This is a genomic window from Vibrio sp. QJM3NY_27, assembly GCF_057785955.1.
Genome location: NZ_CM173512.1, coordinates 986,149 through 1,011,547, shown reverse-complemented (window position 1 = coordinate 1,011,547; position 25,399 = coordinate 986,149). Strand labels below are relative to the sequence as shown.

Genomic DNA, 25,399 nt, shown 5'->3' with positions numbered 1-25,399 from the left:
AGCTTTATTGTATAAAAAGCGATTGATATGGTAAAAATTCACTGTTCAGTGATTTTTCTAGCTAAACACTTGTAAATCTTTCCAATTTTGAAAAAATAAATTCCGCAAATGTACTGGAACTTTTTCCTGGTAATCAGTGACCAATACTCAAAATAAGAATCAAATGGCCCCCAGAGAGTCCAAAAATGCATAAAAATAACTTCGAAATCCTTCAAAACTACCTAGAGTCTCAAATCATTGGTCAGCAAGAGCTCGTAAAACAACTGATGATCGCCTTACTGGCAGATGGTCATATTCTTGTTGAAGGGCCTCCGGGGTTGGCAAAAACCCGCGCCGTAAAGTCGCTAGCTGACTGTGTCGAGGGAGATTTTCATCGTATTCAATTTACCCCTGACCTATTGCCTGCCGACCTGACTGGTACCGATATTTTCCGTCCAGAAACGGGAGAGTTCACCTTCCAATCTGGGCCTATTTTTAACTCGCTTATTCTAGCGGATGAGATCAACCGTGCTCCGGCGAAAGTACAAGCCGCGATGTTAGAAGCAATGGCCGAGAAACAGGTGACTGCAGGTCGAAAAACCTATGCGCTACCGGATCTGTTTTTGGTGATGGCAACGCAAAACCCGATTGAGCAAGAAGGCACCTACCCGCTACCAGAAGCTCAATTAGACCGTTTCTTGCTGCATTTAGAAGTGGCTTATCCAGACATGGAAAGTGAGCTGGAGATCTTGCGCCTAAACAGAGGCGAAGCTCAAGGCAACGAATCTGTTCAGCCACAAGAGATATCTCAGCAAACGATCTTTGAAGCGCGCCAAGAAGTGCTCAACATTCACATGGCAGACACCATCGAGCAGTACATTATTCGACTGGTTATGGCGACTCGCCAACCTAAGCAATACAGCGACCAACTTGATCAATGGTTAGACATGGGTGTCAGCCCACGTGCAACTATTGCTTTAGACCGATGTGCCCGAGCGCACGCATGGCTAGCAGGCCGCGATTACGTAACACCGCAAGATGTTCAAGCGATGGCATTCCCTGTGTTACGCCACCGTCTACTGCGCAGCTACCACGCACAAGCTGAAGGGGTCACCGCAAACCAAGTGATCGCACACCTTATTTCATTGGTTGGCAGCGCATAGGGATACGCGCATGAATAATCAACTACCCAATCATAGTGACGGTGTCACGTTAAATCTAGATGAGCTGCTGCAATACAAAGCGCAGTCTGTTCGCTGGTTGCCTCCAGCCAAAAGCCTTTGGTCACAACTTAACGGCCAGCACGAGAGCAACCGCAAAGGTCGCGGCATGAATTTCTCTGAAGTTCGTCAATATCAGGCGGGTGACGATATCCGTAGCATTGATTGGCGCGTCACGGCGAGAACAGGCAAGGCGCACACCAAACTGTTTTCTGAAGAAAGAGAGCAGCCTGTGATTTTGTTCTTAGATCTGTCGAGCAGTATGATTTTCGGCTCAACCTTGTTGCTGAAATCAGTTCAACTCGCGCACTTTGCCAGCCAACTTTGCTGGTTAACCGTTGCTCAAAAAGATCGTATTGGCGCAGTGATCGATACTGGCCAAGAGATCATTGAGATTAAACCCAGTGCTAGCAACCATGCTCCGCTACGTATTTTACAAAAAGTCATAGAAATCAATAACGCAGCGCTGACCAACCAAGACAATCACAGCGACACAACCTTAGAGCATGGGCTGAAGTCTCTTCACCAGCTTTGTCCGAAAGGCAGCGATATCATTATGCTCAGTGACTTTGTGCGTTACCAAGAAAGTGACTACTCACTTATCAGTCAAATTCGCCGACACAACAGAGTACGTCTGGTGCATTTCTACGATCCGCTGGAGCAAGGTGAAACCGCCTATAAAGGTTCTAAACAGGTCACCGATGGCAGCAAAACCCAATGGTTTAATTTCTCTTCTAATAAAGAAAAGCAAAAGCTTAACCATGCTTTTTCGCTTAAGAAACAGCAGCTGCAACAGATGGGGTTGTCTCTCGCGATACCTTATAGCTCGCTGTCGAGTGCGCAGTCACTCATGAGCCAAGTAGCAGGAGTTCAGTCATGAATCAACCTCTCGACCTGAGCCCGATTATTACGCCAAGCGCACCGTCATGGTGGCCTTTGGCATGGGGTTGGTGGTTAATCATTATCACGGCCATCGTTCTGATCGCCTTAGTATTTTTCATTGTAAAACGCAGACAAAAGAACCAATACGCGAAGAACGAAGCACTTGCTTGCTTTCGTGATAGTCAGCCTTCCAATACCTTATCTCCGAGTGCAGCTCAAGACATCGTTCGTCAGGCTGCACTGAGCTATTTTCCACGCGACAAAGTGGCAGGCTTATCTGGTGACGATTGGTTGGCGTTCTTAGATGCGCAATTGGCGAAGCCGTTGTTCGCCGCAAAACAATCGCAATGGCAACAAGCGCTCTACCAAGATACAGCCTTAATGAGCGACGAACAGAAAAAGGCTCAACAGCAATTGGTTAATGATTGCGAAACATGGCTTCGTAAAGCCCTTCCTCCAAAGCGAGGTCGTTATGACTGATCTTTTAAGCACGAGCTTACTAAATATTGAATTCGTTTGGTGGTGGATGTTTTTCCTCGCGCCACTGCCGGTTCTCGTTTACTTTTTCTCTCCTAAGGCGGAATCGAACAATGCCCTAAGGCTTCCATTTCTGCCCGAGGACAGCAATACCAAAACGCCGAGCAGTCGCTTACCCAAGGCGTTGTCGGTCATCATCTGGCTTTTATTGGTAACAGCCATGGCACGCCCAGTTTGGTACGGTGAACCGGTTGAGTTTCAGCCAAAACACCGTGATTTGATGTTGGTTGTCGACCTCTCCGGCTCGATGAGCCAAGAGGACATGCAATTCAATGGTGAATACATCGACCGCTTATCTGCGGTAAAACATGTATTGAGTGACTTTATTGAGCGACGCAAAGGTGACCGAGTCGGACTGGTGCTATTTGCTGATCACGCCTACTTGCAGACGCCACTGACGTTAGACAGAGACACGCTCTCACAACAACTCAATCAGGCTGTGTTAAAGCTGATTGGTACTCAAACCGCGATTGGTGATGGTATTGGCCTTGCAACCAAAACCTTCGTCGACAGCGATGCCCCTCAGCGTGTAATGATTCTACTCAGTGACGGCAGCAATACCGCGGGCGTATTAGATCCACTTGAAGCCGCGGATATTGCTAAGAAGTACAACGCGACGATTTACACCGTGGGTGTCGGTGCGGGTGAAATGATGGTCAAAGAGTTCTTCATGACTCGTAAGGTCAATACCGCTCAAGACCTTGATGAACGCACACTAATGGAAATCGCCAAACGCACTGGTGGTCAGTACTTCCGAGCGCGAGACTGCAAAGAGCTGGCAACGATTTACGACACCATCAACCAGTTAGAACCCGTGACGAACGCCACTAAGATCTGGCGACCACAACAAGAGTGGTTTGTCTGGCCATTGTCTGCGGCAATGTTCTTCGCATTTATGCTGTTAGCCATTAGGAGAAACAATGTCTAACTTTACTTTTATCTACCCATATTGGTTCTTGGCGCTTGCCGTAATGCCCGCAATTTGGTGGCTGAGCAAGAGACAATCCAAGCAAGGATTATTGGCGTCACACATCGCCCGTTATTTGGCACCTGAATCGAGTAAACCCTCGAAAAACCGCAGTACTTACTTTGGTATTTGGTGGATAGTCGGCGTCATCGCGTTAGCTGGACCAAGCTTTGAAAAAAATGAACAGCCGAGCTTTGAAAAAACGCAGGCGCGAGTTGTGATCATGGATATGTCGATGTCTATGTACGCCACAGATATTAAACCGAACCGTTTAACACAGGCGCGATACAAGGCTTTGGATCTGCTCTCATTATGGCAAGAAGGATTGACGGGAATGGTGGCCTACGCAGGTGATGCTTACACCATTAGTCCTTTGACGTCAGACATCAATACCATCAAGAACCTAGTCCCTAATCTCTCCCCGGATATCATGCCCTTCCAAGGCGGGGATGCTGCATCAGCAATCAAACTCGCGATTGAGATGATGACTCGTGCTCATATCTATCAAGGCGATCTGGTACTGATTGGCGATGATATCGATGCTCAAGAGAAGAAAGAGATCGAATCGCTACTCTCTGGCAACAATTGGACGTTATCAGTCTTGGCTGTAGGTACGGAAAGTGGCGCGCCAATCTCTCTACCAAGTGGGTCGATGCTGCAAACAGATTCAGGGCAAACCGTGGTTGCGAAAACCAACTTAGACAATATGCGCGACCTGACTCGTCGCTCTGGTGGCACATTCACCGAGGTGCAATTTAATAACTCAGATGTTGAGCACATCGCAAGTTATCTCGACCGAGTTGCGACAACATCAGAAGTCACCAAGACCAATAACTCACTCAACACCAGAGTGAACAACGGTTTCTGGCTATTGCCGTTTCTGTTACTTCCTGCCCTTGGGCTATTTCGAAAAGGGGTCATTTGGTGTGGCCTAGCTGTGCTTGTATCATTTAGCCAGCCGAATACTGCGTTTGCAAATCCTTGGAAAACCGATGACCAAGTGGGTTATCAGTTGTATCAAGATGAGGACTTTCAACAAGCCGCAGAACAGTTCGAACAGCAAGAATGGAAAGGCATTGCGCAATACAAAGCCGGTGATTTCGAAGCGGCCGAACAGACGCTGCAAGGTCTTTCTGGCGAAGATGCTCGCTACAATCTCGCCAATGCACAAGCAAAGCAAGGTAAGTACGACCAAGCGATTGAAGAGTATCAACGTATTCTCGAAAGCAACCCTGAACATGCTTATGCGAAGAAGAACCTAGAGATTGTCGAACAGGCTCAGAAGCAACAGCAACAGCAACAGCAACAGCAACAGCAACAGCAACAGCAAGACGATTCTGAGTCCAAAGACCAAAACGAACAAGGTCAAGGTCAGCAAGGTCAGCAAGGTCAGCAAGGTCAGAAAGGTCAGCAAGGTCAGCAAGGTCAGCAAAATGATTCTTCGCAAAGCTCGCAGGATCAACAACAAGACTCTGCTGACAATGGCAAACCGCAAAGTCAAAGCGACAGCCAAGATCAAAGCAACAAACAAGATCAAAGTGAAAGCCAAACTCAGAATACTGACCAAAGCCAAGCTGATAGCCGCTCTGATTCCAAGGCGGATGAAGAAAACGACAAGCAAGCTGAGCAACAAAACAAAGCGGGTCAAAAAGATAAGCCGTCACAAGACAAAGATGACTCAGCATCTCAGACAGCCCAAGTTCAAGAGTCTGATAAAGAAGACAGTGATAACAACGCTCAACAAGCTGCAGCGCAAGTATCAGGTCAACCGATGTCGAGCGATCCTGATATGCGGAAACTTGAGCAAGTAGAAAGCGCCCGTGATCCGAGCCAACTGCTTAAAGCGCAAATGATTCTACAAGCACGACAAAAAAGTGCTCCTAACAACCAAAACAAAAAGTGGTAACCATGCGATTTTTAAACAAGCCATTTTTATCAATAATACTGACACTGCTAATCGGTGTTTTCTCGTCACATTCTGTATTCGCAGCAACCGCTGTTGCGAGCGTTTCGCAAAACAGTGTTACCAAAGATGAAGTCTTCCTACTTAGAGTGGCGACCGATGAAAAAGTATCGTCAGGTGCTTTAGACCTGACCTCCCTTCAGAAGAATTTCTACGTCGGCACCCCAAGCTTTGGGTCATCGATGCGAATCGTCAATGGTAGCCGCACTGTGTCTAGCGAGTGGAATATTACCCTTGCCCCACTTCGATTAGGCCGATTAGAGATTCCTAGCTTTGATATTGAAGGCGCAAAAACCCAACCGATCACCATCAATGTTGCGGTTAATAAAGCCGCTCCAAAGCAGAGTGATATGGCCGAGTTTCAACTTAATCTGAATAAAGATTCGCTATACCCTCAAGAGGTCGCGGAGCTTGATGTAAAACTCATCATTAAGGCTGATCCTAGAAGGCTGCAAGATCCTAAAATTGCGCCACCAAGTTCAGCGCAATTAGACGTGGAACCGATTGGAGAGTCTAAGCAATTTCAAGATGTTATCAACGGACAAGAAGTCACGGTTGTTCAGCAATCTTTCCATATATCGTCACAGCAAGCAGGACAATTTCAGCTTCAAGGACCAAAGTTAACCGGTGCCGTTGTTTACTCAACCAACAACTCAAGCACAACGCGCCTTTTCCAGCTCGACACGCCTGTTGAAACCTTAGATGTCACAGTGAATCCGGTACCCAAAGGCTATCAAGGTGAGTGGTTACCAACATCTAACTTTAAGCTGATACAACAATGGTCAGACAGCCAAGGTAATGAACTCACAGATGGCAATGCTTTGGGTGACGACAAACAGAAGATTGAAATGGAAGCCGGTGATTCGTTAACTCGAACCATCACCATGACAGCCAGTAACTTGACCCAACATCAATTGCCAAAACTGAATATCACCTACCCTAAAACGGTACGTGTTTATGAAGAAAAACCGCAATTTGGCACCACCCAATCCGGTGATGCTGTCGTTGTTTACAAGCAAGTCTTGATTCCGAAAGAGGCTGGAAATATCTCGCTTCCTGATGTTTCTCAAGCTTGGTTTAACACTGACTCACAATCACAAGAAATCAGTAAAGCTCTTGGTCTTGAGTTGTCGGTTCAGGCAAGTGAACGCGCTAGCTCAAGCTCGCCAGCGCCTGTTATGGAGACACCAACTCAGCAAGCCAGCCCGACGATAGTTACCGTAGAAAGCCCCGGAATCTGGCCTTACCTAACCGCGCTATTTGCTGCTTTATGGGTAATTAGCTCTGCAGTTGCTTTTTATTTCTGGTCACACCGTGGTACAGCAGTAAAACCAAAGCAAAAAGATGAACGTCAATCCGATACGACAGAAGCGCTTATTGCCGCTCTGAAAATGAAAGACGGTGTGAAGACCAGAACCTTGTTTGAGCAATGGAAAGCAGAAAATCCAGACTTGAGTGACGAGACAATAGAAGTGATCGAAGCTGAGCTCACCAAGCTAAATCAGAGCCTCTATGCTGAAGCTGGCTCACCAAGTCAGTCATGGGATCCTTCTGAGGTAATCAAAGCGGTTAAGAAACCAAAACGCATCTCGAACACAGCACACAAGAGCACATTAGAAAGGCTTTAATTAACCAGCGTTCTAAGTAAGCAGAAAGCTAGTTAAACAGAAAAGCTAAGTAAACAAAAAAGAACGAAGCCGTGATGACCACATTGTGATCATCACGGCTTCAGTCGTTTTTGAGATAGGGAAAAATAAACGCCAGGTTAAATCAGTGGCGTCGCGACCTTTCTTCGCTTTAGAGCAGAGACAATTCGATTTCGCCCTGAGTCTTTGGCTTGATACAAAGCTTTGTCTGCCTTGCCATACAGTAGATCGAAATCGAATTGGCGTTGATCGGAGGTGATTGAAGCATAACCGACAGATGCGGTTAAATACTGGCTGGTGCTGCTTTCACAATGAAGGATCTTCGCCTCTTCAATACATTTTCTGATCGACTCTGCACGCTGTTTAGTTTCAGAGTGATGAGTGCCGATCATCAACAACATAAACTCCTCACCACCAATACGGCAAAAGGTTTCCTTATCGCTATGAACATGGGCATTGAGTATCTTGCCGATGGTGCGCAGAGCAGCGTCACCTTCTGTATGCCCATAAACCGTATTGTACAAACCAAAATGATCAAGGTCGACGAGGATCAATCCGAATGTGACTTCATTTTGTATGGCAAACGCCCCTCGATCGTCACAATTTAGATCATCTAACACCTGCGACAACATACGCCGATTTCCAAGACGTGTCAGCGGGTCTAATTTAGAGATGATATCCAACTGCTCATTGGCTCGTTCAAGCTCTTGAGTGCGCTTGCTGACCTCTTGCTCTAGCGTCTCATTAAGCTTTTTGAGTTCCTCTTGCGCCATGGTTCTCTGTAGCACCTCAGCTAAACTAGAAGCGAAGATACGTATCACTTCACGCAGTTGTGACGTTAAAGGGCTGCGAGTTAACAAATTGTCCGCGGCTATAAACGCAATCGGCTCACCCGTATTGGTGGTGAGCATCGTCATTGCCGTCCAACCGACTCCCACAATATTGAAATCGTGATAGATAGGCACCGATTCTTCAAAGGCGACTTGATTAGGGCAAGCGCGAGCTGCGGCTACAATGTCACGCTCCACCAGCTCAGAGCGGTAATAGGATTCATCAACAATGTCGCCTTTTATGTCCGTGCCCCACGTGCCTTGCATGTAACTGCAATTTTTATCGGTGAGGAAAACCGCCAATCGATCAATGCCTAAATGCTGAATCGCAAAGCTTACCGCCGATTTGCACACTTCACTGACGCTATCGCAACGAGACAGCTCCACCATACTTGAGTGCAACATACGGATGTTCTGTTCTTGCCGTTTGCGGATGTAGATTTGAGAAAGCAGAGAACCAAAGGATTCAAGCATCTGCTTTTGGTAATTGGTAATTGGTGAACGGTGAATGTAGTTATCCATTGCAATCCAACCCACTGGTTTATCACCTTCACGTAAGATCAACATTCCATTCCAGCCTTGCCCTACTACTTTTCCTTCGGTGTAGAGAGGTGCCTGTTCGATAATAACCAAGTTGGTGTGATTGTCTGACAACGCTTCAATGTATTCCGCTTCGAGTTGATGCAAGTCGTACTGGGTATGATGTTCGCTGTTGGTTTTACCGGCCTCATCAGTACCATAAGTGCCGCTAAAACAGCGCTTTTTCATATCGAGTAACATGAAGATCGCACGGTCAAAGCCTAGACGGTCGCGCACTGCCTCAACAGAAGCCTTATACAAAGCATCCAAAGAGTCAGGATTAGAAAGCTCTAACGCGACCTGATGGACTAGTTTCATGTTCTCAACAAATAGCTCTCGCAGCTTAATTTCATCAAGGTACTGCGCTTCACGTGTGTCTCTGTGTTTGATCTCAAGTGCCGCGTTCTTTTCCGCACGAATACACTGCCAGCGAGCTGCGGCTAGTTGAAGGACATCAAGATCTTGGTCGAACGTTTGGTTGATCTGCTGAGCATTGCAATTTTGAACAATTAAATAAGTTCTGCAGGTAGGCGCGTTGTCTAGCATCATAATGAACGACTCGCCCCCCAGCACCTCCATGTGTTCCCACTTACAAGTATTGATAGACATTGGAAGCACACCATCCGCGGTATCAAACTGGGAAACCCAAGGCCAAAAGGTTGAGGGATACTTGTCGAGAGAGGTTAGCTCACCGCAAGAAAACAAGGGTAACGAATCGCCTTCTGGTGTTGGCTCGGCAAATACTCCGATCCCTTTTGGGGCGAGCACCTCAACAAGGTAACCAAAAAGAGATTCTGCCAACAGACGGTGGTCGCGAGTAGCAGGTATTTGTTTTGCAAAGGCTTTAACAGGCACAGCTTCCGTCCATTGGCTAATGAGATTGAAGCAAAAATACCGAAGCCTTGATATGCAATCAATGTAACTAAAAATGAGATGTTAAGCGGGTCGCAATTTCAATTTTTACATTATCACAAGCATGAGAAGGACGACAAAAATGGGATTTTCTGCCCAAAATTTCATCGACATTAAGACTTTTTTAACGACATAAAAAAGCCCCACATTAAAGTGGGGCAAAACTTCCATCGCTTATAGTTATAGTGATAATTCTGTCGAACGATTTGATTATCTAACCTGCGTTTCAGTTAGCGTGCTGTCCTTTAAAAAACTACAACAGCACTGAGTTAATCTAATTAACCAAAGTCACCGTTTACGTAACCTTTGGTACGATCATCTTTTGGTTCGCTGAAGATAACACTCGTTTCGTTGTGCTCTACAAGCTCTCCCATTAGGAAGAAAGCCGTGCGGTCTGAGATACGACGCGCTTGCTGCATTGAGTGCGTTACGATAACGATCGTGAAGTCTTTCTTCAGATCTTCCATCAATTCTTCAATCTTGTGTGTCGCGATTGGATCGAGTGCCGATGTAGGCTCATCCATCAGGATTACATCCGGTTCCATTGCAATGGTACGAGCGATACATAGACGCTGTTGTTGGCCACCAGACAAACCAAACGCGTGTGCTTTAAGACGGTCTTTCACTTCGTCCCAAAGTGCCGCACTACGTAGTGAACTTTCGACTACTTCATCAATGTGTTTCTTGTCTTTGATACCTTGAGCACGTAATCCGTAAGCGACGTTCTCGTAGATACTCATTGGGAATGGGTTTGGCTTTTGGAATACCATGCCGACACGAATACGTAGGTCAGCCACATCAATATTACCGTAGATGTTTGTGCCATCCATATCCAGCTTACCTTTAATAGTAACGCCTTCAATTAGGTCATTCATGCGGTTTAAACAACGTAGCAGCGTCGATTTGCCACAACCCGATGGACCAATCAGAGCCGTTACCTGACGCGTTGGAATTGGCAGGTTAATAGACTTAAGCGCTTGGTTTTCACCGTAAAACAGATCTAGGTTCTCAATATCAAATTTGTTCATTTTCGTCTTCTCTAAATTCTTAAATTCGTGTCTAACTTGATGCTTTCTTTATCACGGAGGCTCTTTTTATTGTTGAGCCAGCTAATTAGCTTAGTAAGTTGCCGTGTTGAAGCGTCTCGCAATCAGTTTTGTAACCATGTTGATCAAGAGAACCAATACGATTAGGACTGTCGCCGTGCCGTAGGCTTGGTTCCACTCATCGATAGTAAATAGCTCTGTTGTCAGCTTATATAGGTGAACCGTTAGTGTACGGCCAGAATCAAATACCGACTCAGGAACACGTGCCACCATACCTGCTGTTAAAAATACAGGTGCTGATTCGCCAATTACACGACCAATACTAAGAATGACCGAAGTTAAGATACCTGGCATTGCGCTTGGTAAGATCAAACGCCAGATAGTGTAGATTTTTGAAGCGCCAAGGCCGTATGAACCTTCACGATAAGTTTGTGGTACTGACATCAATGCTTCTTCTGTAGTACGAATGATTACAGGAAGAATCAGGATACTTAGTGTTAGTGCACCCGACAGAATCGAGAAGCCAAGACCAAGAATCGAAACAAAGAAGGTCATACCGAACAGACCAAAGATAATCGATGGAATACCCGCTAAAGATTCTGTACAGAAACGAATCACTTTAACCAGTTTACTGCCCACTTTTGCGTATTCGGTTAGGTATATTGCCGTCATAATGCCGAGTGGCGCCGCCACTGCAATCGATGCGATTACCATGTAGATCGTGGCAATGATCATTGGGAAAATACCACGTTCTTCACCGGTTCGAGTGTAGTCGTCGGTGATGAAGTTCCAGTCTACGTATTGCAGGCCATTCGATAGGATGTACCAAATGATCCAGAATAAGAAACCAACGGTGACTGCTGCTGCCGCCCAGATAAAGCCTTTCAAGACATTATCTTTCATTTGACGTGCTTGTTTTAGTTTTACGCGATCCATATTACTTATCCTCGCCTACTTCGTTTTTTCACGATTAAGATAAAGCAGAGCACCATTCAACATCATGATGAATACCAGAAGCACAACGCCGGTTGCGTACAGTGCACTCGCGTGAATACCACTTGCGTAAGACATTTCAATAGCAATGTTTGCGGTTAGCGTACGAGCCGAATCCAAAATACCTTCTGGCATTGCTGGCGCATTACCCATCACCATGATGATTGCCATCGTTTCGCCAAGTGCACGACCGATACCCAGAATCACACCCGTCATAATGCCTGAACGTGCAGCAGGAACGAGTAACTTAAAAATCGTGTAGATTTTCGAAGCACCCAGTGCAAGTGAACCTTCTTTGTACGTACGAGGTACAGCGCGGATCGAAGTTTCAGAAACCGTAATAACGGTAGGAAGAATCATGATACCCAGAACAATGATACCCGCGAAGATAGTGTTACCCGCTGGTACTTGGAAGATGTTCTGAATCATAGGAACGATGATTACTAGACCGAAGAAGCCGTAAACTACCGACGGGATACCCGCTAGAAGCTCTACTGCTGGTCGAATAATATCGGCAAGACGCTTAGGAGCAATCTCAGCAATAAAAATAGCGGTTAATACACCGACGGGTACACCAACAACTACGGCGCCAAGCGTCGAGACAATCGATGCAACAATCATGGTTGCAACACCGAATAGAGCTGGCGGTAACCAATCCACACCCAGAACGATGCCAGAAACACCGGCCTCTTGGAATGCAGGGATACTCTCTGCAACGATAAAGTAAGCGATAACGGCTAGTGATACGATGCCGATTACAGCACTCGATAAGAACAAGCCGTGGAAGATTCTTTCTCTCCAGTCGATGCGCTTCTTAGCACGTAGACTTGGCTTGTTGATTTGAGTCGCTTCAGTATTCATAAGCTTTTCACTATTTGCGATGGTCATATATAAAATCTCAAACTTTGTGGCTCAACAAGAGCTCGAAATAGACAAAGTTGAAAGAAAAGGCTCAGCCTAAGTTAGGCTGAGCAATAATTAAGTGTTGGTCAGTTAAGATTAGTTAACTGTGATGTAGCCTTTCTTGTCAGCGATAGCTTGAGCTTCATCTGCAACCATCCAATCTAGGAATTGTTGAGTTTCAGCTGTTGGAGCGCCGGCTTTGTAAAGAACTAGGAAAGGACGAGCAACTTTGTAAGAACCGTTCTTTACGTTCTCAACTGATGCTGCTGCGCCATCGATAGTTAGAGCTTGAACTGTGTTATCTACAGTACCAAGAGAGATGAAGCCGATAGCGTATGGGTTGCTTGCTACAGAAACTTTAAGTGCGCCGTTACCGTTTGCAACTTGTGCACGTTGAGAGATAGCCGATACTTTCTTGTCGCCAATCTTCTTCTTAAGCTTCATGATGTCTTCGAATGCACCACGTGTACCAGATGCAGTATCACGAGTGATTGCTACGATTGGCTTGTCAGCACCACCAACATCTTTCCAGTTAGTGATGTCGCCTTTGTAGATTGAAGTGATTTGCTCAGCTGTAAGAGCAGATACTTCGTTATTTGGGTTAACAACAACTGCGATACCGTCACGAGCGATAACGAGCTCTTTCAGGTCAGCTGTTTTCTCTTCTTCTTTTAGGTCACGAGAAGAGATACCAAGGTCAGCACTTCCATTTTTTGCTGCTTTGATGCCTGCAGAAGAACCTGGTGCTTGAATTTCGATGAACACTGGTTCGCCTTTATTCATGTAGGTTTCTGCAAAAACTTCAACCAGTGGAGAAGCACTGTTAGAGCCAACTACAGAGATAGTTTCTTTAGCTGAAGCTGTATTCACTGTTAGAGCGCCTAGTAGTGCGATTGCACCGATAACTGTCTTTTTCATCACAAATTTCCTTTAGTGGCGTTATTGCCGTAATGTTTTGCTTGAACGAGGCCTACTTTAGAATCCGAATGTGACAGTTGTGTTTCACTTAATTGAAGCCTATATGACAACTACAATTTATTTTCTTGTTTTCCCCCTACCAAATAGCCTTGAAGTAAAAAATTAGCCTCACTCATAGGCACTGAATATTCATTCCAACTTATTTAAGCCAAACCGCTCAATATCTCGCCCCCTGTCATTACCTAATACCGCACAAGGTTCCTCGTCAAATAACCCTATCTTAAAAATGGCTAAAGCCTTGTTTGTACGATAAATAATCAGAATTTATGAAATATCTATCGCATATATAAAAATAGCATCTATTACTGATTGAATTGTCATTCTCAATAGTTAGAATCACTGATTAATAACAATAATAACAATTGCTTCTGCTCATTTACTTATTCATAGAAGGACAATACATGCGCCAACTTCTCAGTGGCTTATCAATCAAAATACAAATTCTGATTCCAGTACTCTTTTCCGTCGTACTACTTTTGACGGGTGTCATTATCGGTGGTGACAAACTGGAAAATGCTTTTAAAGATGTATCAACAGCAACAGATCAGCTGATTCTACATAAAGAAGAACTTAGCGAGATCGTCGACAACAGTTACGGCATGCGCATCAAGGCGATCTATAGCTTATTTAATCCTGACGACGTCAAAACGCTTGTCGAAACGCTAAATCAAAAACGTGACCAAAATACTCGTCTACTGAACTCGCTTGATACCGTACCAGGCATGCAAGATGAAGTGGCCGCAATGAGCAAAGCGATGAATCACTACGTCGACTTTTCTCGCACCACTATGCTTCCTCTATTAAGAGCAAAGCATGGCAGCGCAGCGCTACCTTCTGACTTTGATAACCGCTATCAGATCGCAATCGACCAATATCGTCACGCGGGTAACGAAATGGTGCAGGCTATCAACCTCCTTTCAAAGCAACTGAACCGTATTGCCACTCAAGAAGTGGACATCAATGGCCAGCAACACACCAGCACACTCAATACCGCAACCATCGCACTGTTAGTGATTCTTTCAATCGCATTAGTCATCAGCTGGACGCTGGCTGGCATCATTGTTAAGCCTCTGAGCAATATTCAAGAAACGATGCGTGAAGTAGCAAAAGGTAACCTGTTAGTAAAAGCCGAAGAACATGGCGACAACGAGGTATCGCGCCTTGCCCAAGACGTAAACAAATCAGTTGAGCAATTGCGTGACACGGTAAGTTCACTGTCTCGAATCAGTATTGAAGTTGCATCTGCGTCGACAGAACTAGCTGCTGTAATGACGCAATCAAGTGCAAACTCAGATCAAGAGAAGCAAGAAGTGGAGCAGGTCGCTTCTGCCGTGAACCAACTTGAGAGTACAGCAGCACACGTTAACGAGAATGCGGTACAAGCAGATTCAGCGTCTAAGCAAGCTGACGAGATGGCAACACACAGCATGAGCTTGTTTAATGAAAGCAACCAAGCCAATGAGCAAATGGCGATTCAGCTTAGCGAAGCTGCGAACGTTGTAGGTACGCTAAAAGAGCACTCTGAACAAATTGGCAAAGTAATAGAGGTGATTCAAAGCATCTCAGAACAAACCAACCTTCTAGCGCTTAATGCAGCAATCGAAGCTGCTCGTGCAGGGGAAAGTGGCCGTGGTTTCGCAGTGGTAGCCGATGAAGTTCGAATGCTGGCTGCTCGTACGCAAGATTCAACCAAAGAGATCCAAGCAATTATCGAAGGCTTGCAAGTTCAATCGGGTAACGCCAATGAGAGCATGAGCAGTTCACTGTCTATGTTAGAGCACAACCAAACGCTCTCAGGCGAGGTGAGTGCAGCCCTTTCTGGTATTGCTAACTCAGTAACCGACATGACAGAAATTAACACTCAGGTTGCCTCTGCCGCAGAAGAACAAAGCCAAGTGACTGCAGACATCAACCGTAATATCTCAAACATCTACAGCCTAGTAAGCCAAAACGTAACCGGCATTACTCAAGCCGCAGCAGCGAGCCACGAGCTATCGAACCTAGCCGAACAGCAAAAACAGCAGTTGGATTACTTTAAGGTCTAAGATTTGAGGTTTAAGGTGCAACGCATAAAATTTAGGGTTTAAGAAATAAAGACACTTAGCTCTATTTATCTTGCAACTCACCTCACAACCAAAAAACCAGTCACTCGTGACTGGTTTTTTATTTTTGATAGCAGTTTTACTAACTCAGCAAACCTTACTGACCGAGCTCAGCAGCTCTGATTCTTTCAATCGCTTCTACCCTTCTAAGCTGTTGTGGCTGAAAATGAGCTTCCCTAAGCTGGGCAATCGTCTCTTTTTGTTCAATATCTGAGAGTGCAGAGTCATTCAAAATGTCATCGCGTTCAACAAAGTAAATCTCTAAAGCTCCATCAAAGTCCGCCCTTTGTTGATCAAGCGCTTCGAGTCTCTGCGTCGCTTCTTCGCCGACCAATTCATTTCTCTTCAAGTATTTGCCTTGTTCATCTGGGCCTTGTGAGCTGGATAGTTGCTGTAATAACACCTGATTTTGATGACTGGCTTGAACATAATCGGGTTGTTCAGATAGGTAAGATTCAAGCCTTTGCTGATATTCTGAATCGTCTAGCCCTTCTTGTTTCAGAAGTAACTTTTCTAAAGCGATTTCCCTCATTTTATTGTCATGGGTAAACAGAATACTTATCTCGCTCTCACTGAAAAACTGCGCTTGAAGATCGAGGAGAGCTTGATTCAGTGCGCGTAGGTCCTCAGCGGATATTGAGGTGGTGTCGAATTGAACATCCAATGTTGTCAGTGCCGACTTGTACTCAAGATACTTTGCGAACAATGCTTCATCGACCACCGCTGCTTGTGATTGCTCGTGGTGATTTGCCACATTGTCACGAATCTCTTCGAGGGTTAATTCTGTATTGCCTGACACGAAATATTCCATCATGTCTTTGGCTGACGCACTATCGATTTCGGTATCTTGTTGAGAGCTAACCTTCAATGAAGAAGCGCTTTGTGCGTTGTTATTATATGAACTGGTATCTTCCTTCTTTAGATATAAAAAGACCGCCGCTGTGCTCATCAGGGCTATCGTGGTTATCGACAAAATGGCGGTCTTTTTCATTCTATTTTCCTTATGAACTTAACTTTGGGCAGCGCGACTTACAGGCCAGCCAACTTCAATCGATTCGCGTGTTGACGATATAACGTCACTGGATCAGTCTCAAAGAGATGATGGATACCCAACAACCCATTAATCTCGTCTAGGTGGTTCATTTTGTAATCATCACCAATCACTTTGCCCAAATGCGCGCTACATGCTCCCACTAACCCGTCGTTAGGTTCATTAAAAGCTAAACCAAGGATTGTCATCGCTCCGTCGGTAGGATCAAGAAGGTTGGTAAAAGTGGAAGATCCTGACCATGAATAGTAATAAACACCGTTGTTTGCTTGCCATTCACCATCACCACACGCAGACGTCGGAACGCCTTCAGGGTAAAACTGATTGAATGCAAGCGAACCTTCAGTGGTCAACGCTTCAAGCGATGCAAGGCCATCTTGGTCAAGATCCGTTCCACCAGATAACAGGTTGATGAGCGTCGTCAATCCACCAGCCAACTTAACCGCAATACCTTCTGTCGCAGAGCCTTCATCTACGGTTCCACGCACTAAGTCAGCCACCTTTGAGCCTTTATGAACCCCGCCAATACTCGTCACGGACGCAACAAGATCAGGTCGAACCGACGCCACATAACGTGCAGTCGGCCCTCCGTGGCTATGACCAACCAAATTCACTTTGCTTGCCCCAGTCGCAGCTAACAGAGTCTCAACTTGAGCCAGTAACTGCTCTCCACGCACTTCAGAGCTGTTGGTCGCTGATACTTGCGCTACATACACACTCGCGCCATCTTTGGTTAGGGACTCAGGTACGCCATAGAAATAATCCACACCCGCTAATGTATCGAAACCAAACAGACCATGTACCAACATAATGGGGTATTTAGTTTCTGTGTACCCGCTGACTTCTAATGCCGATGCGCTTGTTCCGGCATAGACACCAAAACTCGATAGACAGGCTATTGTCCAAATTAATATTTTTTTCAATGCTCTTTCCTTAAACAGATTAGACCTCTGATGAGTAAAGGAACCGTAGGTTATAATTTTATAAAATAAAAAATTCGAGATTGATATTTGTGATGATGGGCTTAAATTAAACAGGGGTAATTAACATTGAAATATGTATCCCAATAAGCAGATTGCTTTTAACTCTTTGATTAAAAATACATTACCTTAGTTTTTAGCACATCTTATAAAGGTCGCATTAGATCTAACAACTTACGGAAACCGCACAGACTGCTAATTTACCCTCACTGCATACCTCTAAAACGGATACCAAAAACCTCAAAAAAAGTGACGAATATCATCCTGTACTTGAGTGTTCTAACAACAGAAAACACGTTGAAAATTTGATGTTTATGCCAGTTATAACCGACGGACAGTTGAATGTATTGACGTGAATTATTGATGTTAGATATAGGTCTTACCAGTTATTCGCTATTCAGTTATTAAAAGTAACAGGCAACAAGAAACAACGTTTTTTTGGCTTACCTAAATACAATAAGAGAATGCAGTGATGAAAAATACGGCTTTAATACTCGCGTTATCCATCCCTTTTGGTGCTCATGCAGCTGAAGATTCTATACCCACTCCAGAATCCATAACGTCTGCACAGGTTCTAAAAACGCAAGGGGAACAAACTTATTCGTATGTTCGATGTTGGTATCGAACCGACGCATCACACGACTCCTCGGCCACTGATTGGCAATGGGCAAGAAAAGAGAACGGGGACTATTACACCATCAACGGATATTGGTGGTCTTCAGTCTCGTTCAAGAACATGTTTTATAGTGACGCGCCTCAATCCGAAATAAAGCAGCGTTGTGAAAAGACGCTCGACATCCAACATGACGTCGCAGATATCACCTATTTTGCAGCAGATAATCGCTTCTCTTACAATCACTCCATCTGGACCAACGATAACGCTGTGCAAGCCAATACAATTAATCGTATTGTCACTTTTGGTGATAGCCTTTCCGACACTGGCAATCTATTTAATGGCTCTCAATGGGTTTTTCCGAATGCTGATTCGTGGTTTTTGGGACACTTTTCAAATGGTTTAGTCTGGACTGAGCACTTAGCAAAAGCTAAAGATCTTCCTCTGTATAACTGGGCAGTGGGTGGAGCAGCAGGCACCAATCAATATGTCGCGCTAACTGGTGTTTATGACCAAGTCACGTCTTACTTAACCTACATGAAAGTGGCTAAAAATTATCGCCCTGAGAACTCGTTATTCACTTTAGAGTTTGGTCTGAATGATTTCATGAACTACGACCGAGAAGTCGCTGATGTAAAAGCTGATTTCAGCAGCGCTTTGATTCGATTAACAGAGTCTGGAGCGAACAATATCTTGTTGTTCACATTGCCCGATGCGACCAAAGCGCCGCAATTTAAATACTCGACCGAGCAAGAGATCATTAAAGTTCGTGGCAAGATATTGGAATTCAACCAATTCATCAAAGCCCAAGCCGAATATTATCAAGGCATGGGGAAAAACGTGGTGTTATTCGATGCAAGCGCACTCTTCGCGAGTATTACCGATAACCCTGAACAGCATGGTTTTAGAAATGCGAGTGACGCTTGCCTAAATATCAACAGAAGCTCATCAACCGACTATTTACGCAGTCATAGTTTAACCAATGACTGTGCCACATACGGCTCTGATAGTTATGTGTTCTGGGGAGTTACGCATCCAACGACGGCTACTCATAAATACATCGCAGACCATATCTTGGCGTACTCATTCTCGACGTTCAATTTCTAACTAGGAAGAGCCCAGCGAGTATCATGAGTTACCTCCTGTAAGTACCGGAAGTTAAGGGCTTACACGAAGTACAGGTACAAAAAAACCGCCATCATCGGCGGTTTTTTATTTGCATCAACCTTTCAAAGCTAAGCTTTTAGGTCACGCAAGTTGATTACTCGTCGTCCACTTTTGGTGCGACTTTCTTCTTAGGGATAAACACGGTATCACCCACAGCCACATTTTGGTGGAAGCTCTTATCGCGCTTAACCGGTTTCTTCGGCGTTTTCTTAACTTGGGTGCTGGTCTTCTTCTTCGCAGGTCCGCCTTTAGCAAAAGCAGGTTTACGAGGCTTAATACCTTTGAATTTACCTTTTAGACCTTCAAGCACAGAGAAAGTAAGATCTTGTTGAAGGTAAAGCTCAACACGCTTAAAGCTGTCCCAGTCTTTTGGACCAACCAAAGAGATTGCATCACCTTTGTTACCCGCACGACCAGTACGACCAACGCGGTGCACGTACTCTTCTGTATGCTTAGGCATATCAAAGTTGATAACGTGGCTTACGTTTGGAATATCGATACCACGCGAAGCAACATCGGTTGTTACCAAGATCTTGTAAACCGCACGCTCAAATTGACTCATGATCGCGTTACGTTGCGTTTGGTTTAGATTACCACTCAATGCAACGGCTTTAAGCTTCTTCTCGTTTAACTTATCCGTTAAACGATCAGTATCGGCACGAGTTGCAGTGAAGATCATCACCTGACGGTATTCAGCTTCTTCAATCACACGATCCAAAATCGCTTCTTTATGATCGAGATGGTCACAAAGGTAGAATTTCTGAGTGATATCAAGGTGCTGCTCGTTAGAAACACCAACAGAGATACGCTTAGGTGCGTCTAGCATTTCATTTGCAATGCCATTCACTTCAGCGTGATCAAGCGTCGCAGAAAACATCAACGTTTGACGACGACGGTGCTTAGCTGCATTCGCAATGCGACGCAATTCAGGCGCGAAACCTAAATCCAGCATACGGTCAGCTTCATCAAGGATCAGCGTTTCAACACCATCTAAAAATAGGGAGCGGTGCTCAAGGTGATCCGCAAGACGGCCTGGAGTCGCAACAATAAAACGAGGGTACTTACGCAGAGCTTTAACTTGGTCGTTAAAGTTTTCGCCACCCAAGATAAGTGTTGCTTCGTAAGACAGACCGCCAAGCATGCTACGCAGCTCGCCGTAAACTTGTTTTGCTAGCTCACGAGTAGGAGCCAAAATTACACCACGAGGATCTTTAGCAGAAAACGCTTTTGTTTTTAATGCTTTATGTATCATCGGCAACACAAACGCCAATGTTTTTCCTGATCCCGTTTTTGATGAAGCCAATAGATCCTTACCAGCAATAGCAACAGGGATCGCTTTTGATTGGATCTCTGTCGCCTTCTTGAAGTCGTAATGTTTTAAGTTCTTCAGTAAGCGGTTATCTAAGCCTAAATCTTTAAAGTGCAAAGGACTCTCCAGTCATGATGGTATTGAATAAAATTAATTTAACGTGACATGATACCGCGAAAGTACTTTATAAGGATAGAGATCACAGTAAATTTATCCTTTTATCTAATGTTAGCCAGAATATTGTGTGCACCGCTAGCAAAGGGGTGACCCCCCTTTCACTGCCTTATTGCCGCACTAAACACTTCATCTCAAAAATGAGACAGATTGTGATACCTAGCTAATTACCTCAAAAATTTAGCAATTTCTTTAGTTATTGTTTTTGCAGTTAAAAAATTAGTCGCTACAATCATTAATGAAGCGACTATATGATAAAGAATGTATAGCGCATCTTTTGATGATAAATAAGCAAGGAGTTCTTATGAATAAGACGTTAATCGCAGCTGCAGCCTCAGTATTTATTTTAGCTGGTTGTTCTTCAGAGCCTGAAGAAGCAGCGGTATCAGAAATGGACCAACTAACTAACCAAGTTGCTGAGCTAACCAGCGAAGTAGAAGCACTTAAGAGTGACAAAGCGGCTGCTGAAATGAAAGCTCAAGAAGCATCTGCTGCGGCTATGGCAGCAAAAGAAGAAGCGGATCGTGCTAACGACCGTATCGATAACATTGCTGAGTCTTACACTAAGTAATTGAGATAGAAGCTCAATTAAGCTGTAGATTTCAAAAGACGTATATACATGCAGTAAATTGACAACACCACCTCTTTCGAGGTGGTGTTTTTTATTTAGGGAGAAGAGAAAGAAAGCTTTAAGGCTTTATTCACAACCTATCAAATTAGAACTCAATCACAGGCGGTGCTATTTCAACAGGCACACCATTTTGAGCAAAGATAACAGCTTTCGCCTTTGAGTTAGGAAGGTCTGCATCTTCAAGCCACCATTTTAATTCAACCGGGATTTGCAGTAGTTTCTTAGAGCCGTCACTTCGCGTCAATGGTTCGTGAGCTTCGACAAACACGCTTCTATCAGGCTCTAAAGACACTTTAATCGGCTCATCGATTATCGTGACTTGTTCACCACGACTCACCTGTTCAAAAAGCCACTCAATATCTTTAGGTTCCATACGAATACACCCGGAACTGACTCGTAAGCCAATCCCAAAGTCTTTATTAGTGCCGTGTATCAGGTAATCACCGGCACCATAAGCAAGTCGCAATGCATACTCACCCAAAGGGTTTTCAGGCCCAGCAGGAACCACTCTTGGCAACTCAACCCCTTTTTCTAAGTACTCTTTACGGATTGAATTTGGAGGAGTCCAAGTCGGGTTTGGACGTTTTTGGCTTATCTTAGTGATCATCTCGGGAGTATCACGCCCTACTCGACCAATACCGACAGGGAAGACATGCACCTGATTTTTCTCAGGCTCAAAGTAGTACAACCTCAACTCAGCAAGGTTAATCACAATGCCTTTTCTCGGAGTATCCGGCAGAATTAAACGGCTAGGAATGCTTAACACATAGCCTTCAGCAGGAAGAAAAGGATCGACCCCTTTGTTTGCCGCCATTAAAGAGAGAAAGCCAATATCGTATTGCTTTGCAATGATCGCCAAGGTTTCACCCGCCGCAACTTCGTGTTGCTGTATTCTGCCCACGATACGGCTTTCTGTTGGTGGCAACTCAAAAGTTGCAGCAGACACCCACGACGAAGTCATCACGCCAGCAAGCAAAATGATTACCCGAGCAAGTAAAGCAGTTCTCACAGCAAACAAAGTCGTTCTAGCCGTAATCAATGTGGACTTAACAGCAATCAATGTGGATTTAACAGCGACCAACGCTAGCTTATGTAACCTTGTTTTCGTCTGTAACTGTGTTTTCATCGAGTGCGAAGGCGTCGAGTTAGCGCAATACGACATACAATTCCTTGGTTTGTCTCTTTATCAAAGTTTAGATTATCGCTGATCAAACGTCTCTACAACGTATTGTTGCCTCCAAGGCAATATGCAACAGATTTATATTTCGAGCTTTATCTTTAAATATCGTGCAATTTACCCATACAAAATCGATTGCCTTTACGCTTTCAACATATTTGGTTATCAATATTAATAAAACTATAATGGCAAAGCGATTTTGTGACTAAAGTCTCATGGAGCCTCGTTTTAACTCGCTAATATTGCCTCAACAAAACGAATTCAATTCAACAGAATCGGTAATTGATTAAATCCTGTTCCTATCATTACCGTTTAAACTTTGGAGAACGACCATGGCTACACCTCATATTAATGCTCAAGCTGGTGATTTCGCAGAAACAGTACTTATGCCGGGCGACCCGCTTCGCGCAAAATACATTGCAGAAACATTCCTTGATGACGTGAAGCAAGTTTGTGACGTTCGCAACATGTTTGGTTACACAGGCACTTACAAAGGTAAGAAAGTTTCTGTAATGGGCCACGGTATGGGTATCCCATCATGCTGCATCTACGTACACGAGCTTATCGCTGAATACGGCGTGAAAAACGTTATTCGCGTAGGTAGCTGTGGTGCGGTACGTGACGACGTTAAACTAATGGACGTTGTTATCGGTATGGGTGCTTCTACTGACTCAAAAGTAAACCGCATTCGTTTCAACAATCACGACTTCGCTGCAATCGCTGATTTCGGTCTTCTAGAAGAAGCTGTAAACCAAGCACGTGCACAAGAAGTTCCAGTTAAAGTTGGTAACGTATTCTCTGCAGACCTTTTCTACACTCCAGAAGCTGACCTTTTCGAAAAAATGGAAAAGCTAGGCATCCTTGGTGTTGATATGGAAGCAGCTGGTATCTACGGTGTTGCTGCGGATCTTGGTGCTAAAGCCCTAACTATCCTAACAGTGTCTGACCACATCATCCGTGGCGAGAAATTAAGCTCTGAAGATCGTCAAAAATCTTTCAACGACATGATGAAAGTTGCTCTAGAGACTGCAATCAACATCTAACAGTTTGATAAAGATACATTGAAAAGCGTTACCTCGCAGCCGAGTACACTTGGCTGCTCAAATAATCCCGAGGGGGAGATCGTGTCTAACGACAAGCTGCCAAAAGATGCGGATGGTTTGCAACTCAACTTTTGTAAAACATTGGCGTGTGACAACTTTGGCTTGAGCGATGCAAAACGGTATGTTTTGCAACACGCGAACCCTAAGCGTCCAGCGATGGTTTGTCGTGAATGTGGAGCTTTCCCCCCCTTACTTAACAATCGTGAAGTGTTAAGCGAACTTCATCGCCTGCGACAACTTCACAGCGATGGCCTTCCTGCTTGCCGCAATGATGATTGCGATAACTTTGGCCTATCGGTTCATACCCACAAACATCTTTACCATGCCTTCGGCTACAGTGGCGACAGGCAGCGTTATCGATGTAAAGACTGCCAGTCAACCTTCGTTGACAAGTGGTCTGGATCCAATAAAAAACTTCAGTTTCAAGAAAACCTCATGGGCTTATTGTTCATGGGTTATTCCGTACGTGAAATCTGCAGAAAACTTGAGATCAACCCAAAGACTTTCTATGATCATGTTGACCACATCGCGAGCCGTTGCCGCCGTAAATTAGCGATGATCGATGCACGATGGGTTAATCATGCCAAAGATTATCAATTCGCTTCTCACTATCAACGTCTGCAACCGCAAAGCAACAATGGTGTGGTTTGGATAGCGACGGGTGAAGCGCATTCTGGCTATATCCTTTGCCAACACGTCAACTATTCTCAAAATGAAGAGCCTTCAGGGAATGTTGACCACAATCCTTACGATGATGTTGCGCGTTTTGTATCCAAAGATCACTCATCAGAAGCGAACCTCGAACAACCTCAGCCATCTGACAAGTTGAAAGAGCGTATTGAACAGCAGTACCAAGTGATTCTAGCGAGAGGTAACGTTGAGGATCCCATGGGTAACCTCACCACATTTAGCTACCCTTCGAAAGGCGCGCTGATTCGACCGCCTTATACCTCTTATGCTCACTTCTTACATGTGCTTGATATGTGTAATGAAGACAAGCATGTAGCTATCTATATGCCACAAGATCCATTACTAAGATCTGCCGCTTTAAGTGTATGTTTACCGCGTATTCAGAGTCAAAATATTGACCTTATGTATGTAGAGGAAGATCCTGGCTGGCAAGACGATCAAAGTTTCGAAAAGATCGACATCGTTCACATGAGTTGGTGGCGCGATCGTTGGGCTATCGCAAATCAAGGTGATAATCAGAAAGGCATTTGCTACCTGACGGGTAACAATCCAGAACCAAAACAGTGGTTTAACACGGCCTCAATTCAGCAAACCAAGTTCTATCAACAACGCTTCCAGCTGTTATTTGATAGCTTCATTAATGAGCCCAGACGTAAGCTTCGTCCTGGGGGCATTCTTCCATTACTCGACATATTCCGAGCTTGGCACAATCTGTGCTACCAAGATAAGCAAGGGCTCACGGCAGCGCAGCGCTTAGGTGTAGCAGAGCAGCCATTGACCTTAAAGCAACTACTTTCATAGACACGTATCAGCTAGATAATTATTCGGGAACTCATTGATTTTAAAGCAACAACATGAGGTAACACCCATAATTAGAAAAGATACATGTTCCTTTGACGCTCTAAGAAAGATAATTGGTGCTTATCTCAAATCACACACTTATAATGATTGTGTTATCAATATGTTCGAT

General features: G+C 44.6%; 20 protein-coding genes. 11 read left to right on the top strand and 9 right to left on the bottom strand.

What is annotated here, in order from left to right:
• The first annotated feature begins 185 nt into the window (after nt 1–185).
• Genes AC3CIA_RS20210 through AC3CIA_RS20185 form a run of 6 tightly spaced genes read left to right on the top strand, consistent with a single transcriptional unit; the run spans nt 186 to nt 7,176 of the window.
• Complete coding sequence (locus AC3CIA_RS20210; protein ID WP_017081852.1) at nt 186–1,142, top strand: AAA family ATPase; 957 nt, start codon at nt 186–188, stop codon at nt 1,140–1,142.
• Nucleotides 1,143–1,152: 10 nt separating this feature from the next.
• Entirely contained in the window at nt 1,153–2,079 is a 927-nt protein-coding gene (locus tag AC3CIA_RS20205; protein ID WP_488518925.1) for a DUF58 domain-containing protein, read from the top strand.
• Nucleotides 2,076–2,561: a DUF4381 domain-containing protein gene (locus AC3CIA_RS20200; protein WP_280543928.1), complete on the top strand. Its 486-nt coding sequence runs from the start codon at nt 2,076–2,078 to the stop codon at nt 2,559–2,561. Before AC3CIA_RS20205 ends, AC3CIA_RS20200 begins: the two co-directional genes overlap by 4 nt.
• Nucleotides 2,554–3,546: a vWA domain-containing protein gene (locus AC3CIA_RS20195; RefSeq protein ID WP_488518924.1), complete on the top strand. Its 993-nt coding sequence runs from the start codon at nt 2,554–2,556 to the stop codon at nt 3,544–3,546. The genes AC3CIA_RS20200 and AC3CIA_RS20195 overlap by 8 nt, the downstream gene beginning before the upstream one ends.
• Nucleotides 3,539–5,491: a VWA domain-containing protein gene (locus tag AC3CIA_RS20190; protein WP_488518923.1), complete on the top strand. Its 1,953-nt coding sequence runs from the start codon at nt 3,539–3,541 to the stop codon at nt 5,489–5,491. The genes AC3CIA_RS20195 and AC3CIA_RS20190 overlap by 8 nt, the downstream gene beginning before the upstream one ends.
• Nucleotides 5,492–5,493: 2 nt before the next feature.
• Nucleotides 5,494–7,176, top strand: coding sequence for a BatD family protein (locus AC3CIA_RS20185; protein WP_488518922.1), 1,683 nt, complete (start codon nt 5,494–5,496; stop codon nt 7,174–7,176).
• A 137-nt stretch (nt 7,177–7,313) separates the two neighbouring features.
• On the opposite strand, the gene AC3CIA_RS20180 is transcribed toward AC3CIA_RS20185, so the two are convergent.
• The 5 genes from AC3CIA_RS20180 to AC3CIA_RS20160 form a co-directional block, all read right to left on the bottom strand.
• Entirely contained in the window at nt 7,314–9,458 is a 2,145-nt protein-coding gene (locus tag AC3CIA_RS20180) for a sensor domain-containing diguanylate cyclase (RefSeq protein ID WP_488518921.1), read from the bottom strand.
• Between the two features lie 335 nt (nt 9,459–9,793).
• Nucleotides 9,794–10,543 carry a phosphate ABC transporter ATP-binding protein PstB gene (pstB, locus tag AC3CIA_RS20175; RefSeq protein WP_065111481.1) on the bottom strand — a complete coding sequence of 250 codons (750 nt, stop codon included), beginning with the start codon at nt 10,541–10,543 and terminating at the stop codon, nt 9,794–9,796.
• Nucleotides 10,544–10,633: 90 nt separating this feature from the next.
• Complete coding sequence (gene pstA, locus AC3CIA_RS20170; RefSeq protein ID WP_004732038.1) at nt 10,634–11,497, bottom strand: phosphate ABC transporter permease PstA; 864 nt, start codon at nt 11,495–11,497, stop codon at nt 10,634–10,636.
• A 15-nt stretch (nt 11,498–11,512) separates the two neighbouring features.
• Nucleotides 11,513–12,442, bottom strand: coding sequence for a phosphate ABC transporter permease subunit PstC (pstC, locus tag AC3CIA_RS20165; RefSeq protein ID WP_004732040.1), 930 nt, complete (start codon nt 12,440–12,442; stop codon nt 11,513–11,515).
• Between the two features lie 111 nt (nt 12,443–12,553).
• Nucleotides 12,554–13,375, bottom strand: a complete 822-nt coding sequence (locus AC3CIA_RS20160; RefSeq protein ID WP_004732042.1) for a phosphate ABC transporter substrate-binding protein — start codon at nt 13,373–13,375, stop codon at nt 12,554–12,556.
• Between the two features lie 461 nt (nt 13,376–13,836).
• Here AC3CIA_RS20160 and AC3CIA_RS20155 point away from each other — a divergent pair, with 461 nt between their 5' ends.
• Nucleotides 13,837–15,480 (top strand): methyl-accepting chemotaxis protein, encoded by a 1,644-nt coding sequence (locus AC3CIA_RS20155; protein WP_488518920.1) that lies wholly within the window; start codon nt 13,837–13,839, stop codon nt 15,478–15,480.
• 154 nt (nt 15,481–15,634) lie between these two features.
• Here AC3CIA_RS20155 and AC3CIA_RS20150 read toward each other — a convergent pair whose 3' ends face one another.
• Together AC3CIA_RS20150 and AC3CIA_RS20145 are read right to left on the bottom strand one after the other, a co-directional pair.
• Nucleotides 15,635–16,528 carry a lipase secretion chaperone gene (locus AC3CIA_RS20150; RefSeq protein ID WP_488518919.1) on the bottom strand — a complete coding sequence of 298 codons (894 nt, stop codon included), beginning with the start codon at nt 16,526–16,528 and terminating at the stop codon, nt 15,635–15,637.
• 38 nt (nt 16,529–16,566) lie between these two features.
• Nucleotides 16,567–17,508: a lipase family alpha/beta hydrolase gene (locus tag AC3CIA_RS20145; RefSeq protein WP_488518918.1), complete on the bottom strand. Its 942-nt coding sequence runs from the start codon at nt 17,506–17,508 to the stop codon at nt 16,567–16,569.
• 529 nt (nt 17,509–18,037) lie between these two features.
• Here AC3CIA_RS20145 and AC3CIA_RS20140 point away from each other — a divergent pair.
• Nucleotides 18,038–19,285, top strand: a complete 1,248-nt coding sequence (locus AC3CIA_RS20140; protein WP_488519646.1) for an SGNH/GDSL hydrolase family protein — start codon at nt 18,038–18,040, stop codon at nt 19,283–19,285.
• 154 nt (nt 19,286–19,439) lie between these two features.
• Here the strand turns inward: AC3CIA_RS20140 and AC3CIA_RS20135 are convergent, their stop codons facing one another.
• Complete coding sequence (locus AC3CIA_RS20135; RefSeq protein ID WP_004732064.1) at nt 19,440–20,771, bottom strand: DEAD/DEAH box helicase; 1,332 nt, start codon at nt 20,769–20,771, stop codon at nt 19,440–19,442.
• Nucleotides 20,772–21,132: 361 nt separating this feature from the next.
• Here AC3CIA_RS20135 and AC3CIA_RS20130 point away from each other — a divergent pair, with 361 nt between their 5' ends.
• Nucleotides 21,133–21,399 (top strand): Lpp/OprI family alanine-zipper lipoprotein, encoded by a 267-nt coding sequence (locus AC3CIA_RS20130; protein WP_029223276.1) that lies wholly within the window; start codon nt 21,133–21,135, stop codon nt 21,397–21,399.
• A gap of 145 nt (nt 21,400–21,544) precedes the next feature.
• Here the strand turns inward: AC3CIA_RS20130 and AC3CIA_RS20125 are convergent, their stop codons facing one another.
• Nucleotides 21,545–22,621: a L,D-transpeptidase family protein gene (locus AC3CIA_RS20125; protein ID WP_488518917.1), complete on the bottom strand. Its 1,077-nt coding sequence runs from the start codon at nt 22,619–22,621 to the stop codon at nt 21,545–21,547.
• A 347-nt stretch (nt 22,622–22,968) separates the two neighbouring features.
• Between AC3CIA_RS20125 and deoD the strand changes: the two genes are divergently transcribed.
• Together deoD and AC3CIA_RS20115 are read left to right on the top strand one after the other, a co-directional pair.
• A complete protein-coding gene (deoD, locus tag AC3CIA_RS20120; RefSeq protein ID WP_004732072.1) occupies nt 22,969–23,679 on the top strand; it encodes a purine-nucleoside phosphorylase in 711 nt (236 codons plus the stop codon).
• A gap of 81 nt (nt 23,680–23,760) precedes the next feature.
• Nucleotides 23,761–25,230: a lactate dehydrogenase gene (locus tag AC3CIA_RS20115; protein WP_029222154.1), complete on the top strand. Its 1,470-nt coding sequence runs from the start codon at nt 23,761–23,763 to the stop codon at nt 25,228–25,230.
• Nucleotides 25,231–25,399 lie beyond the last annotated feature (169 nt).

What these genes read in the sequence shown, in the direction of transcription:
- AC3CIA_RS20210 (WP_017081852.1), top strand. Translation starts at nt 186, where the DNA reads ATGCATAAAAATAACTTCGAAATCCTTCAAAACTACCTAGAGTCTCAA.
- AC3CIA_RS20205 (WP_488518925.1), top strand. Translation starts at nt 1,153, where the DNA reads ATGAATAATCAACTACCCAATCATAGTGACGGTGTCACGTTAAATCTA.
- AC3CIA_RS20200 (WP_280543928.1), top strand. Translation starts at nt 2,076, where the DNA reads ATGAATCAACCTCTCGACCTGAGCCCGATTATTACGCCAAGCGCACCG.
- AC3CIA_RS20195 (WP_488518924.1), top strand. Translation starts at nt 2,554, where the DNA reads ATGACTGATCTTTTAAGCACGAGCTTACTAAATATTGAATTCGTTTGG.
- AC3CIA_RS20190 (WP_488518923.1), top strand. Translation starts at nt 3,539, where the DNA reads ATGTCTAACTTTACTTTTATCTACCCATATTGGTTCTTGGCGCTTGCC.
- AC3CIA_RS20185 (WP_488518922.1), top strand. Translation starts at nt 5,494, where the DNA reads ATGCGATTTTTAAACAAGCCATTTTTATCAATAATACTGACACTGCTA.
- pstB (WP_065111481.1), bottom strand. Translation starts at nt 10,543, where the DNA reads ATGAACAAATTTGATATTGAGAACCTAGATCTGTTTTACGGTGAAAAC.
- pstA (WP_004732038.1), bottom strand. Translation starts at nt 11,497, where the DNA reads ATGGATCGCGTAAAACTAAAACAAGCACGTCAAATGAAAGATAATGTC.
- pstC (WP_004732040.1), bottom strand. Translation starts at nt 12,442, where the DNA reads ATGACCATCGCAAATAGTGAAAAGCTTATGAATACTGAAGCGACTCAA.
- AC3CIA_RS20160 (WP_004732042.1), bottom strand. Translation starts at nt 13,375, where the DNA reads ATGAAAAAGACAGTTATCGGTGCAATCGCACTACTAGGCGCTCTAACA.
- AC3CIA_RS20155 (WP_488518920.1), top strand. Translation starts at nt 13,837, where the DNA reads ATGCGCCAACTTCTCAGTGGCTTATCAATCAAAATACAAATTCTGATT.
- AC3CIA_RS20150 (WP_488518919.1), bottom strand. Translation starts at nt 16,528, where the DNA reads ATGAAAAAGACCGCCATTTTGTCGATAACCACGATAGCCCTGATGAGC.
- AC3CIA_RS20140 (WP_488519646.1), top strand. Translation starts at nt 18,038, where the DNA reads ATGAAAAATACGGCTTTAATACTCGCGTTATCCATCCCTTTTGGTGCT.
- AC3CIA_RS20130 (WP_029223276.1), top strand. Translation starts at nt 21,133, where the DNA reads ATGAATAAGACGTTAATCGCAGCTGCAGCCTCAGTATTTATTTTAGCT.
- AC3CIA_RS20125 (WP_488518917.1), bottom strand. Translation starts at nt 22,621, where the DNA reads ATGTCGTATTGCGCTAACTCGACGCCTTCGCACTCGATGAAAACACAG.
- deoD (WP_004732072.1), top strand. Translation starts at nt 22,969, where the DNA reads ATGGCTACACCTCATATTAATGCTCAAGCTGGTGATTTCGCAGAAACA.